This window comes from Paenibacillus sp. J31R30 (genome assembly GCF_059692115.1).
This window is the reverse complement of the sequence record NZ_JCAUAV010000012.1, coordinates 102,939-116,760: the sequence shown is the minus strand read 5'-3', so window position 1 is coordinate 116,760 and position 13,822 is coordinate 102,939. Positions and strand designations below refer to the sequence as shown.

Below are 13,822 nucleotides of genomic sequence, written 5' to 3'. Positions count from 1 at the left end.
GACCACTCCCCTTCATTAAACAATCATTTAAATTAAACGTTTGTTTAAATGATAAGGCAGTTAAAACCATTTGTCAAACATGTAGTACAACAGGAGGGACTACTAACGACACAAATGTTCGTTCCTGGGTTCAACCAATAAATAAACCATCCGAGCCTTATCGGTTCGGATGGCTTATTTCAGCTCTTTCCTCTACAAAATCAACTTAAAAATCTTTGACTCTGCCGGTTCCAATTGAACGCTTATATCTCCTGTTGACTGAAGGGCAGTTGTCTCCCAAAGATCGTGTAACCAATACGTCGCATTTTGGGGCAGACCCATACGTTCGATGGATATACGTTTCTCAACCATTTCATTTTTATTAAAGTTAAACACGGCAATAAAACACTCGTTATCTGCCATTTTGAAAAACACATTGTCAGAAGCAGCATCTGTATTTCCCTCAACAGGAATAAAACTTTCTCCTGTCCCTGCAATTAATAGTAGCTCTTGTCGGCTCAACCAGTTCTCTGCCCTAGTTCTTGCTTCCTCATTGCGGAAATCATCCCCCATGAGAAGAACCGTCCCGGCAATAAGGGAAGCGTTTAGACGACTCCTACCTTCCTGTACCATCGTTGGTTCTTGGTTGAAGCTCTTGTATAGTACGGTGTGGTCAGGATCGTTGAAAGGGAATAGGGTCCCATTCATCCACCAACCATATGTGAGTGAATTCAACATATACTCCGTATCTTCGAGTGTACCAAAGGCATCGCATGAAATGCGCCTGCTATGCGCGTATTGATGTGGAAACATAGGCGCGATGGACAAATTTATAAAGAATGGACGTCCGATAACCATGGGATCAAGCCTGGTCTTGATTAACGCCATACCAAGGTTGTACGCTTGAAGTCCTGTACGTACTTCTTTATCGAAGTGCATGCCTTCCAAAGCACCGTGTCCTAGGAAGTCGAGTTTAATGTACTCGAAGCCCCACCTGACAAAACGTTCAAGTTGCCATTCCGTACGCATCAAATTGCCAGGATGTGTAGGATCAATCGCAAGTCCTCCGTCCAACTCGGGTAAAATTTGCCCATGTTCATCTCGCAGCAGAAGATCTCGATACGTATACTTGCCATCGGTGCCTTCCACAACCCGATCGAAATCTTCCCCCCAGAAAGCAAAGGGTGTCCAATAAATGCCGGGTTTTTGTCCATTGTCACGAACGTGACGCACGGCGTCTTCGAGCTGCTCCTGCGATAAGTTCGTCCAAAAGGAATCGAAGTTTATATAGACAGTCCCCTGATGATGGAACCCGCCATCGTGCAAGCTCTTTAAGAAGTCCGACGTATGGGTGTAAAGCTCGTAGTCGAGTTCTCCCCCTGCCGCCGACCAGCTATTCCATCCGAACGGAACACCGTGTTCCCATTGAAGCGGTGGCACTATCACAGCATTGGCCCTCCCGTATTCCTCCAGTCCAGTTCTGTAATCTTCATACATGCCCACAAAGATGCGTGGTGAAGTAACTGTTTTGCCGATCAGCGTACCGTGAGGCATGGAATCGCGTGTATACTCCCCTGCTGCTCCACCATATACCTCCAGATGGTGTATATCCGCTCCTTCACATCCGACCACTTTCAGACCGGTTTTCCAAGTGTCATGTGTAACAGAACCAACAACTAACCCTTTTCTCGATACAGGCTCAAAAATAGCCGTTACCTCGTAGCTTTCCACCTTATTCGGCATGGCTATTGATTCGTAACGCACCCACTTGTCGTTATCGAAAGGCATCAACAACGCACGTAGTTCCTTTACCTCTATGTCCAAAGAAATCGCTGATGATCCCATAGCTGGATTCACCGTCAAGGGAGAAATATAGTTCGTCTCCAAAGCTTCCGATTTACCCTCCAGCTCGACTTGAACGAAAAAGTATGGCACTTTTTCATAGAGCCAGAACGTCTGCGTCATAACCGGAAGCGACTCATCTGAATGAATCACAGAGAAGCGGTAACCTGTGCCGAAATCATCATGGATCATGTGAGTGCCGCTAACGGCCAGTTGGTGCTCTGAATATTCCGTCGAAGCAAAGTATTGGCTTTCGATCCGGGCTGCACTGTAAGCGCTGCTCAAGCGGCTCCCGGAATCCCATTCATATTCGGTTAATCCGCTTGCTAAATCGACGATTATTCGGCACAACCCATTTTCTACAACTACTTGCCCGTTCAACTCTTGAAAGATAATCGTACTGGATATCATCATTATCCGCTCCTTCATGCCTATTTAATAAAGAAGGAAGCCGAACAGTGCATCGGCTTCCTATCTGCATCCTCTCTTACTTCCAAAGATCCATGCGTTTTTTGTAGTTGTCGCTCATGATTTTCTCTACCTTCTCGTCACCTGCTGCCTTCATATCGGCAAGCATTTTATCAAACAGTGCGGCTGCATCCGTTTCGGACTTGGAGATGATTACTTTCGTAATTGTCTGGCTCATAATATCTGAAATTTTCTGGCTGACTAGCGCATCTGGGGTGCCGCCGGCAGGGCCGAGATTATCATAAGCCGCTGTTTCCCACACCGTATCAGACAAGTTCTTCAGTGCCATCTGGTCGATCTCGTTACGTTGGTAACGTCCCGGTAAATCAAATGGCGTACCGTCGGAGCCTTTACCGTTCTTCACGAACCACGTCCATTTACGAATACCTGTTTTCTTCGCGTAGTTATCCCAATCATCTTTAAAACCTTGAAGAACTTCCGGACGCGGTGTATGCTTGCCGTCCTTCTTATCCCAGTGCACACCCTCTATCCCCCACATGAGAAGGTATTGGCCTTCTTCGCTAGCCAGGAAGTCAATAAGTTTCATCGTTCTTTCTGGGTTTTTATTCGTTTTTGTGATCGCTATCGCATCCCAACCGAGCGAGCTTTTAGGTCCTAATGTCGTTTTTGCCGGGTCAACGCCAGGTCCCACAAGTTTATATGGATAAAGTTGATTTTCAGGTCCGCCTGCTTTCTTAAGTACACCGTTAGGCGTACCAAAATCCCAATAAGCGCCTGGCGATGCAAATACGAGTCCGTTAGATATTTTTTGCTCCCACGTTTGCTTCTTGTTGACTGGCCATTCCGGATCAATTAATCCTTGGCGGTACAGCTTATTCAAGTACAACAACATGTCCTTATATTTTGGGTCTTTCACATCGTACTTCAGGCTTCCATTATCTTCGAAGTACGTCTTCATTCCCCACATGCCTTTAAACGTTCCGAGCACAGCGCCCATGTTTTCACCATTGAAGCTCATTGGGAATACGTCTTTGCCGTCCACTTTGCCAAGCTTTGCCTTAAAATCCTTCAATAGCGTCTCAAATTCATCTGCCGTGAATGGCTTTCCGCCTTCAGCTTTGTCCGGAGCAATCTGTTTAAGCCAATCCTTGCGCATATTTATGCCGAATACAGGCTCATTCTCCGGGCCGTACCAGTTAGAAAGATAGTAGTTTTTCCCGTCGGTAAACCGCGTCTTTTTCAACGTGTCCCCATACATTTTCTGCACGTTGGGACCGTATTTCGCAATTAGATCATCCAGCGGAATAATTGCCCCTGCGGCGATGTACTTACTAACGATATCTCCGCGATCCATTAAAACAAGATCCGGCAAATCGCTGCTGGCGAGCATCAGATTCAGCTTTTCGGAAGGATTGCCTGTTGGCTGCTGAATTTCAATCGTAACACCCGTCCGTTTCGTAATTTCCTTCGCAACATCGTTCGTGAAAGCATCACCCGTATTTTTATCAAAGAACGTCATTTTAAGCGGTGTCGTATCGTTTGCTTTGTTATCGGTTGCAGCAGCTGGCTTATCGCTTGTAGAGGCCGTATTTTCCTTCGTAGAGCAACCGGCGATGACGGAACCCATAAGGAGCGTTGAAAGCAGCACATTGAACGATTTCCTGGTTTTGAACATAGAATTAAATCCCCCTTGACTAATTGTATTGGAAACATCTGACTACATGGCTTACTAGGGTATTAACCTATCCACTGTGGCTCCCAACCACCGCCTTTCAAGAATGAGCAAACTGGATTAGGCTTTAACAGCTCCCACTGTCATCCCTTTGACAAAATACTTTTGCAAGAATGGATACACAATGACAATAGGCACCGTTGCCACGATCGTTGCAGCCATACGGATCGAATCCGATGATACGGCGAGGCGTTTCGCTGAATCCGCCATCTGTTGCGCATCCGACACCATAGAGGATGTCTGATATTGATTCAAAATTTTGACGAGAACAGCCTGCAGCGTCTTCAGTTCAGGCTTGTAGGTGAATACATAAGAATCGAACCAAGAATTCCAATGTCCGATCGCCGTAAACAAACCGATCGTAGCAAGCACTGGAGTCGTCAGCGGCAATACGATCTTGACGAAAATTTGCAGATCGTTCGCGCCGTCCATTTTTGCAGACTCATCTAATTCCCCAGGAAGCTGCTGAATAAATGTGCGTACCAGAATCATAAAAAACACATTCATAAGACCTGGCGCAATGTACACCCAGAAGGTATCAATTAGGTGCAAACTCTTTAAGATCATATAGTAGGGGATTAAGCCTCCGCCAAAGTACATCGTGAATATGAAGAAAAGTGTGATGAACTTTCCACCGACCAAATCACGCTTGCTGAGCGGGTAGGAAAGCAGACTGATTACCAGAACAGCAAGAGGTGTGCCGATCAGTGTGCGTGCTAGCGTCACTTTGACCCCATTTATAATCTCCTGATCGCCTAAAATTTGCACATAGCTTGTTAAGGAAAACACCCTCGGCCAGAAATATACGCCGCCCCGGATCGTATCCTCAGCACTGTTTAAAGACAGGACTAGAATGTTCCAGAAAGGGTAGAACGTTGCAATAAACACCAGAAAGAGGAACGCATAAACGAACCAGGTGAAAACGATATCGCCACTCGATTTTGTTCTCATTCAGACCCACCATTTCCTATCTATTTCTTATTAGAACAACGATTGTTGATTCATTCGCTTGGAGAACGTGTTAACGCTGACCACCAGTATGAAGGCAATGACTGATTTGAACAATCCAACCGCAGCACCATAAGAGAACATGCCATTCTGCAGTCCGTATCTGTACGTATAGGTATCAATAACGTCCGAATATTTCAATATGGTGTTGTTTTGCAACAAATACTGCTGATCGAACCCCGCGTTCAAAATACCTCCTATTGATAAAATGGCCAGAATGACGATCGTGGGGCGTAAAGATGGAAGTGTGACATGAAACATTTGGCGTATGCGGTTAGCACCATCAACTCTTGCTGCTTCATATTGTTCGGGATTGATAGCGGATATTGCAGCCAAATACATGATTGCGTTAAACCCCATATCCTTCCACATGTTGGATACGGCAATGATCCCCCAGAAATAATGGCCATTTTGGAAAAATTGTACCGGTTGTTCCGTAATGTTCATTAGCATCAACAACTTATTAATTAGACCTTGCGAAGATAACAGCGTTATGATGATGTTTGCAGCGATAACCCAAGATATAAAGTGAGGCAAATACGATACCGTTTGTACCAATTTTCTGAATACCCCGGTCTTCACCTCATTGATCATAAGGGCCAGCAGAATCGGTGCCGGAAATCCAACCAACAGTGATAAGATGCTTTGTGCTAATGTATTGCGCATGATGATATAAAAATCACCGCTTGAAAAGAAGTACCGAAACCACTCAAAGCCGACAAACTTGCTCGTAAAAAACTGGTAAAAAAAAGAACCTCCGCCGGGCGAGTAATTGATGAACGCCATGTACAAGCCGAACATTGGACCATATGAAAATAAGATGGTAGAGATGAAGGCCGGCAGGATCATGAGGTACAAATATTTTTGCCCCTTCATTCTTTTAAGTCGCGCTTCCATATGAATAACCTGCCTTTTCCAGGCTGCGGCGGCTTGTGCCGCTCAGTCACAACCATAATCATTTTGTATATTTTCATTATAGAAATGAGCAAAAAGAAATTCTATACAAGTTTCTTCCGAAACATATTCCAAATGAACGATCCTTTTACGAGATCATTGTTTATTTGAGCTATACGTTTTACAATACACTTGGTAAGATTTAAGCGTTCAGAAAGGTGGTAACGCTTTCGATGTACAGCATATTGCTTGTAGACGATGAAAAAATAGAGCTCGAGATGCTAGCCGAATACGTTCGCTGGGGAGACATGGGCATTCGTGTCGCTGGAACGGCTAAAAACGGCAGAGAAGCGCTTCAACGCATGGAGGAACTTCAACCTGATATCATATTAACGGACGTTCGTATGCCAATCATGGACGGACTAGAATTCAGCAGACGGGCTAAACAGATCAATCGCAATGTACAGATCGCTTTTCTAAGTGGTCACGATGAGTTTCACTATATTAAAGCAGCTTTATCCGTGGAAGCGATCGGTTATTTGTTGAAGCCTCTCGACATGGGAGAGCTCCAGCATTTAATGGTGAAAATCAAACAAAAGTGCGAGGAATTCCGGATTTCCTCCCAAACTTCGGAAGTACTAAAGGAATCCTATCTGAGGGAGCTGCTTCTAGAAAGTAATCCCTTAAATAGATCTCAATGGATCGAGAAACTGTTATTGCTGCCATCCCAGATACCATCGAGCGGTCTTTTTCAAATGTTATATATAACGGTTGATCCTGTTAGCAATTATGGTGTGGAGCTCGTGACACTTATCCGCAATTTCACGCAGGCGGAAATTCCCCATTCCTTTCTCTGTCAAATTAAAGAAGGAACATTCGTACTACTCTGTCACAAGCTTGATATATCGTCATTAGAGCTTTACCAAGCATCAGAGCAACTGATTCGGTATGTAAACGACAGGAACGACGCCATCATTTCAATCGGTGTATCCGACGTTCGTATGGGCTTGGATAGCCTATACGAATTAGCTGTAGGCGCCAAACGAGCGAATGAAAGCAAATTTTATTTCGGTTTGGGATCGTGTATAAAGGCCGCTCAAGCTATCCAGCCGGTTTACAAAGACGTGAACCCTGAACCGGTAATTGCATCACTTTGTCATGCCATTTCCCACTTGCAGGAATCTGCAGGCATCACCGTGATTCAAGACTTTTTCGAAGAAATGCGTACCTCGAAGGTCGACCGGGATCTGGTTTGCTCAAGCTCGCTGCGGCTTATTACGGCCATAGAGCAGCATTTTGCCAATTTAATCGGAGGTGACTCCGTCAATTCCATGTATGTCGACGATTGGAAGCGTATAGCCAATTATTCAACCATAAATGAAATCGAAGATCACATTCTGGATGTCTGCCATTCCATCCTCTCCCTGATGAAGGACAAGGACAAGGACAAGAATCTCCATATCGTTCATCAAATCGTTAGTCTTATCGACCGCAGTTTCAGCAGACAGTTAACCATCGAGGATATCGCTAAACAAGTGTATCTGTCACCCAATTACGTACGCACCTTATTTAAGGAAAAAACAGGAGAAACGATATTGGAATACTTGACACGTGTACGGATTCATCATGCCGCTGAATTGCTAAAAGATAAATCCAAAAAAATCCATGAGATTGCTGTATCCGTTGGATACGAAAACGTCTCTTATTTTTGCTCCGTGTTTCAGAAGTTCAAAGGAACGACCCCCAATGAGTACAGGAAGAAACTTTTATGATAGAAAGACAATTGCCATTGCCACTCCGGTTTGTAGCCAAAACGTTTCTTAATCTCAGTTTGAACCGTAAATTATTCGCCGTCTTTTGCATCGTTTCGATCTTACCGTTATTGTTTTTCGTCAAATATTCTTATGACACCACCAAACAGGAGTTAACGACGCAAATCTACTCTAATATGATTGCAACGACTGATCAAATTAACACAAACTTGGAAACAAAGCTTGATTCCTATTCGAAAATATCAGCTTCCATTTATTTGGATAATACGCTTCGTCTGCTATTGATCAAAGATTACACCGAAAACGAAACAGAGTACTTGGATTCCTATATTTACTTCAATAATGTGATAAAAAATGTATTGGCAACAAATCCCGATATTCGGGCGGTATCCATCTACATTAGCAATACAACATTTCCTGCGGATAGCGTGTATATTAAGCGAATTGATGCGGCAGCAAAAGCCACCAATTGGTACGCGTCAATCGCCAACTCTCACGGTAATGTGACATACAGCGTTTCCGCAACTACAGATGCCACTGAGCCTGTATTCACGTTGGCGCGTTTGCTCAATAACAACAGCCTTAACTTTCCTTACGGTATACTTACGTTCGAAATTGCCGAAGCCGACATTTATCGGCTCATGGAAAAGGAAGATAAACATAAAGATATTTATATCGTCAACGAGAACGGCAATATTTTATCCAACCGCAATAAAGCGCTTCTAAATCAAAATATCGACACCTTGATCCCCGGTACTTTCGGTGAGAGCGTATCAGGAAGCTTCGACAGCATGTACAATGGTGAGAAATCGCTCGTTGTTTACAACACGATTAAAAATGGCTGGAAAACGATTTCCGTTATCCCCTACAAGAGCTTCATTACGAACGCTCAAAAAGCATCCAAACGAATTCTACTCATAGCTTTGGGCAGTATAGCGATCTCTGTTGTTTTAATTTATATAACCGCACGCTTTTTTACCAAACGGATTGAATCCCTGCTTCAAGTCATCCGACGGGTAGAAAGGGAAGATTTTAATGTCAACATGACTTTTATGGGGCATGACGAAATTGGACAGTTATCCTTTGCCTTTCAAAAAATGATTGGTCGCCTGAAAGAGTTGATCAACGAAGTCTACAAGAAGGAAATTGCCACGAAAGAAGCAGAAATGAAAATGCTGCAAGCCCAAATCAATCCGCATTTTTTATATAACACGCTGGCGTCTATTTCCGCATTATCCGTTAGGCATGGAGATAACACGATTAATGAAATGGTCTCACATCTCGCCAAGTTTTACAGAATTTCCTTAAATAAAGGAAAAATGATATTACCCATCAGTGAAGAAATCAAACTCACTAAATATTACATTGCCATTCAACAGCGCAGGTTCGAGGGACTGCTTCGGCTCCACTATGTGATTGACGATTCTGTTCTTGTGTATCAGACGGTCAAGCTGGCGTTGCAGCCATTTGTCGAAAACGCCATCAATCATGCCATTTGGGATGATGAAATGGGAATTAATATTATCATAAAAGTATACAAGGATGATCGCGATATTTATCTGGAAGTGATTGACGACGGAATGGGCATGCGGACAGAAACACTGGAACGTGCTCTGAATAAAACCGACAACGTCTCGGGGTACGGAATTACCAATGTTGACCAGCGGATCAAATTAGCATTTGGCGACGAATACGGTGTTATGCTTTATAGTAAGTTTGGCATCGGGACAAAGGCGCAAATTCGTATACCGCTACACGGTATTAGTTCTCAAGCATGATTGAAAATGTGAAACAAAGGGGCTCTTGCAAGAGCCCCTTTTTCTTATGACTATTTACTGGCATTTTGGATGAAGTAATCGATGTCGGCAATCAGAATGTCAGAAAACTCTTTGGTGATCTTCTTGCCGACGGTTAAAACTTGCACAAAGATTCGCAGCGCTTTTAATTGCAGGACAGTCGCTTCTTTATTATGGCTGCGCACAATCGCTTCCACTTTGGCAAGCAGCTCCTTGCCCTTGTCTGAAATGGTGATCGAACCATTCGCAACACCAAAATTGATGAGATCCATGAAATGATTGGTATCGATCTGTACCTGCAGCGTATACGTACTCGCCGTCACATTGCCGGCCAGATCTGTTCCGATGATCTCGATCTCATGGTTTCCAACGGCTAAGGATGCAGGTGCAGCTTGAATTGGATTGCCCGTGATTTTCTTATCCAGTTGAACGGTGCTGTTGCTCATGCCGCTTAACGCATCCGTGATCTGAACAGGCAGGCTCAACGGATCTGTTTGCCAGATGGTTAATGGACCATTTATTCGGACAAGGGGTGCTGTGTGATCGATACCTACAATCACTTGCTTGGCTTCCTCCACATTACCGTATCGATCCTTCGAACGATACTGAATGCTGTAAATGCCTTCCACGGTTAGCGTTACTGATCCGTTAACTGTTATCCAATCTCCGCCATTCAGCTGATATTGCGTCAACAGCAAGCCGGTGCCTCCCGGTTGATCTGCTGCGTTGAATGTCAACTTGATGTCTTTGTTGGTAAAGGTTCCAGAACCACTGATCCCACCTACGACGACGGTTGTCGTAGGTGGAATAGAATCAAGCTGAAGCTTAAATAGTTTAGACTCGGCAGGCTTCAGGGTTACGTCTAGCTTTCCGCTCACCTTATCCTCGACTCCCGTCCATAAATCAGTTCGTAGATAGTTACTGTCGCCATTCAATCCAGCACGGGCCAAATCGATGGACTTCGTCGAAGAGGAAGCTCCGCTGTAATTGAAGACAGCCACGTAGTATGTGCCATTGTGATTAAGCACGAAAGTCTCGGCCGCATTGGCTCCAGTATTCCCTTCCACTGCTTGGAAAGCCTTACCTAGTAAAGCAACCTGGTTGACTGCCTTGTTTGTCAACAATTCGTTCATGTAGGCTTGTGCGGTCTCATTTTGAACATCATCCGAATTCAAGAAAACCGTGCCTGAAATAACGGCTGAATTTACTCTGCTACGTGCCTCGTCCATGGAACTTGCCCTGGACAACGACATATGATCTGGGTCGGTGTACGGGTAAATCGTTCCATTCTGCCACCAACCATAAGTGAGCGAGTTCAGCTCGTATTCAGTTTCACTGATTTTGCCATATGCATCACATGAGATTCGTCGGCTGTGTGCATATTGACTTGGGAATAATGGCGCAATCGATTCGCTAATAAACATGCTGCCTGCGATGACAGTATTCACGTACGCCATCCCTTGATTATATGCTTGAATACCGGTAGTCACAGTTGGGTCCGAGTGCTTTCCTTCCAAAGAACCGTGCGTTAAGAAATCCAATTTGATATAAGTGAAACCAAAAGCCTTAAATTTGCCCAAATAATAATCCATTCGTTTCTTCGTGCCCGGATGAGTCGGATCAAGTGCATAAGCACCGTCCAGAGTAGGCAAGATCTTTCCCGTGCTATCCTTCAATACAATGTCTCCGTACGTGTATTGATTGTTCGTCCCCTCAACCGTCTGACTCATATTATTGCCCCAGTAAACGAAGGGTGCCCAATAAATACCGGCTTGCTGACCATTTTGACGGATTGTTGTCACCGCATTTTGCAACTGGGTATCCGTCAAATTGTCCCAATAGGAGTCCAAGTTAATGTAAAGTGTACCTTTGTTGTTAAAAGAATGGTTTTGAAGGTGATCCTTGAAGTAATTCGACGTATCTATGACATCTTGGTAGGTGAGATTGCTGCCGTAGGCCCCCCAACTGTTCCAGCCTACCGGAACTTCTTGGGCAACAGGTCCATGGAAGCTTAATGGCGGAGTAAACACGGCGTTCGCACGACCGTATTCTTCGAGACCGGCACGGTAATCCGCAAAATAGCCAACAAATACGGTTGGTGACGTTACTTCAGTACCAGATATACTCCCGTGAGGCTCTACGTCGTGCGTCACGTTGGAAGACGCTCCACCATACACCGTGAGGTTATTCAATTTATTATTAAACCCGTTCCAGCTAATACCCGTCTTCCACGTATCGTGAGTGACAGACCCGATCACGAGACCATTCCGAGTCGCGTTATCGTAAATAGCTGTTACTTCATAACCCGTATTCGAAGTGTTGATCGATTGAGCCTTATACCGAATCCAATTATCATTATCAAATGGGACAAATAGCGCTCTGTTATCCGTGTAGCTTCCAATATCCACACCGCCACTATTGGTCACAACAACAGGAGCTATGGTATTCGTCGTCATAGATGAAGTATTTACCGCTTTTAACTGAGTCAGAAAGAAGCTCTTTCCTTCATACACGGTATAGATTTGATGAAGTGTAGGTTTACCAGGCGATTCGTTGATAACGGTAAAACGAAGCCCCGTACCGAAACCGTCATGAACCGGGACGATCGCAGCATCCGATAAGGTATGCTGTGGATAACTCTTATTGGTGACGAGCTCGCCCAATTGTAGGCTGCCGTAAACGCCTTTTACAATTTTGGCATCCTTCCATGAATAATCTGCCATGCCGCTATCCGTATGGTATGTAATGGTCATATTACCGTTCGAAAAAGTCGCGCCATACGTATAATGCGTTACGGAGATGGAACCGTACTGTTTCGACTCGCCGGGATCGCCAAGGTTGCTGTCGACGTTATCATCTTCACCAGGATTCGGTTCAATTCTCGGACCGACTACGATTTTATCCAGATCCGGGGAATAACCGTTGCCGTCAGCAAATTGGATCGTGTTGCTGCCAGCCACTAAAGCTAAAGGAATAACGTAAGTATTCACCGTATTCCAGTCAGGAGTTTTCGGAAAATCATATGTCTCAGAAGCACTACCGTTTGCACTGACTTGTACGGAACGAGGGTCGCCGGATATATAAGAAACCGTTACTTGATAATTCCCCGTTGAACCCACTTCAACGCCATTAAATTGTAAGGAACTGCCTTGATATAAATTGCCTACTTTTTTGCCTTCAGAACAGTTGTTGCAATTCGAAATGCTTGCTTTTCCAGCAAGTGTATTAGCGGATGCTTCTGCTTCATAGGTTACAATTTTAGGCGAAACAGCGATCATATCGATATCAGGGGAGTAAGCATCGCCGTCAGACAAGATGATCGTGTTGCTGCCAGTCTTTAAATTAAGATCAATGTCAAACGTGCCGATCGTATTCCAATCCGTCGTTTTCGGCAGATCATACAACTCGGACGTCCCTCCGTTTGCACTGACTTGAACAGATCTGGGGTCACCGGAGATATAGTATAGTTTCACCGAGTAGATACCAGGTGCATTCACTTGGATTTGATTGAATTGCAGTGAGCTGCCTTGATACAAATTACCGACTTTCTGGCCCCCTGAACACTTCCCGCAATTGGACACCGATGCTTTGCCAGTAAGTATATTTACAGCAGACTCAGCTTCGTAATTGTGTGCGAATGGCGGTTCTGTTCCGCCTCCGTCACCTCCTCCAGGATTTTCAGTTACTTTGGAAGCGATTACTATCTTGTCGATGTCCGGCGAATACCAATTTCCATCTTCAAACACGATCGTATTCGTACCGGCATTCAGTTGAAGCGTGACGTCAAAAGTGCCAACCGTGCTCCAGTCAGCTGTTTTGGGAAAATCGAAGTTTTGCGCACTCCCTCCATTTACACGGATGTTCACCGCACGAGGATCGCCGGATATGTAAGAAACCGACACCTTGTAGCTACCGACTTCGTTCACGGTAATGCTATTGAATTGCAGTGAGCTACCTTGATAAAGACCACCTACCTTCTTTCCTCCCGAGCATACAGCGCATTCGGCTACTGAGGCGTTACCGCTTAAAACATTAACCTGGGCTTCCGCTTCATAGGTTTGACTTTCCGCATAAGCTGTTTGAACGCCAATACCGGTGTTGGAAGGGAACGTCAAAAACAAAAGCAGAAATAAAGCTACCCATTTCGTAATCCTTTCTCGCATAAAATCTCTCCTTCTACAATGTAATTACATTCATGTCCATTATAGGAATGCAATCAAAGAGATCTCTACACGATTATTTTCAGATCTATAACGTTAATTAACAGTCTTTTAATAACGGTCAATTCCGAGACAAACACCTTATCGAACTTGATGGCGGCGAGGTACTTATATATTTTACATAAAACGACAATATTCGATTAAATTATG

7 protein-coding genes are annotated in these 13,822 nt (G+C 44.4%); 2 read left to right on the top strand and 5 right to left on the bottom strand.

What is annotated here, in order from left to right:
• Window positions 1-192: 192 nt before the first annotated feature.
• From AC58QO_RS27580 to AC58QO_RS27565, 4 genes are all read right to left on the bottom strand, one after another.
• Complete coding sequence (locus AC58QO_RS27580) at window positions 193-2,235, bottom strand: alpha-galactosidase (RefSeq protein WP_497271219.1); 2,043 nt, start codon at window positions 2,233-2,235, stop codon at window positions 193-195.
• A gap of 73 nt (window positions 2,236-2,308) precedes the next feature.
• On the bottom strand, window positions 2,309-3,925 hold the full coding sequence (locus AC58QO_RS27575) for an extracellular solute-binding protein (protein ID WP_497271217.1): 1,617 nt from the start codon (window positions 3,923-3,925) through the stop codon (window positions 2,309-2,311).
• 117 nt (window positions 3,926-4,042) lie between these two features.
• Window positions 4,043-4,933 carry a carbohydrate ABC transporter permease gene (locus tag AC58QO_RS27570; protein ID WP_497271216.1) on the bottom strand — a complete coding sequence of 297 codons (891 nt, stop codon included), beginning with the start codon at window positions 4,931-4,933 and terminating at the stop codon, window positions 4,043-4,045.
• A gap of 30 nt (window positions 4,934-4,963) precedes the next feature.
• Window positions 4,964-5,887: an ABC transporter permease gene (locus AC58QO_RS27565; RefSeq protein ID WP_497271214.1), complete on the bottom strand. Its 924-nt coding sequence runs from the start codon at window positions 5,885-5,887 to the stop codon at window positions 4,964-4,966.
• Window positions 5,888-6,117: 230 nt separating this feature from the next.
• Here AC58QO_RS27565 and AC58QO_RS27560 point away from each other — a divergent pair, with 230 nt between their 5' ends.
• Entirely contained in the window at window positions 6,118-7,656 is a 1,539-nt protein-coding gene (locus tag AC58QO_RS27560) for a response regulator transcription factor (protein WP_497271212.1), read from the top strand.
• Window positions 7,653-9,434: a cache domain-containing sensor histidine kinase gene (locus AC58QO_RS27555; RefSeq protein ID WP_497271210.1), complete on the top strand. Its 1,782-nt coding sequence runs from the start codon at window positions 7,653-7,655 to the stop codon at window positions 9,432-9,434. Before AC58QO_RS27560 ends, AC58QO_RS27555 begins: the two co-directional genes overlap by 4 nt.
• A 50-nt stretch (window positions 9,435-9,484) precedes the next feature.
• Here the strand turns inward: AC58QO_RS27555 and AC58QO_RS27550 are convergent, their stop codons facing one another.
• Window positions 9,485-13,615, bottom strand: a complete 4,131-nt coding sequence (locus tag AC58QO_RS27550) for a carbohydrate-binding protein (protein WP_497271208.1) — start codon at window positions 13,613-13,615, stop codon at window positions 9,485-9,487.
• Window positions 13,616-13,822: the final 207 nt, after the last annotated feature.

What these genes read in the sequence shown, in the direction of transcription:
- AC58QO_RS27580 (WP_497271219.1), bottom strand. Translation starts at nt 2,235, where the DNA reads ATGATGATATCCAGTACGATTATCTTTCAAGAGTTGAACGGGCAAGTA.
- AC58QO_RS27575 (WP_497271217.1), bottom strand. Translation starts at nt 3,925, where the DNA reads ATGTTCAAAACCAGGAAATCGTTCAATGTGCTGCTTTCAACGCTCCTT.
- AC58QO_RS27570 (WP_497271216.1), bottom strand. Translation starts at nt 4,933, where the DNA reads ATGAGAACAAAATCGAGTGGCGATATCGTTTTCACCTGGTTCGTTTAT.
- AC58QO_RS27565 (WP_497271214.1), bottom strand. Translation starts at nt 5,887, where the DNA reads ATGGAAGCGCGACTTAAAAGAATGAAGGGGCAAAAATATTTGTACCTC.
- AC58QO_RS27560 (WP_497271212.1), top strand. Translation starts at nt 6,118, where the DNA reads ATGTACAGCATATTGCTTGTAGACGATGAAAAAATAGAGCTCGAGATG.
- AC58QO_RS27555 (WP_497271210.1), top strand. Translation starts at nt 7,653, where the DNA reads ATGATAGAAAGACAATTGCCATTGCCACTCCGGTTTGTAGCCAAAACG.
- AC58QO_RS27550 (WP_497271208.1), bottom strand. Translation starts at nt 13,615, where the DNA reads ATGCGAGAAAGGATTACGAAATGGGTAGCTTTATTTCTGCTTTTGTTT.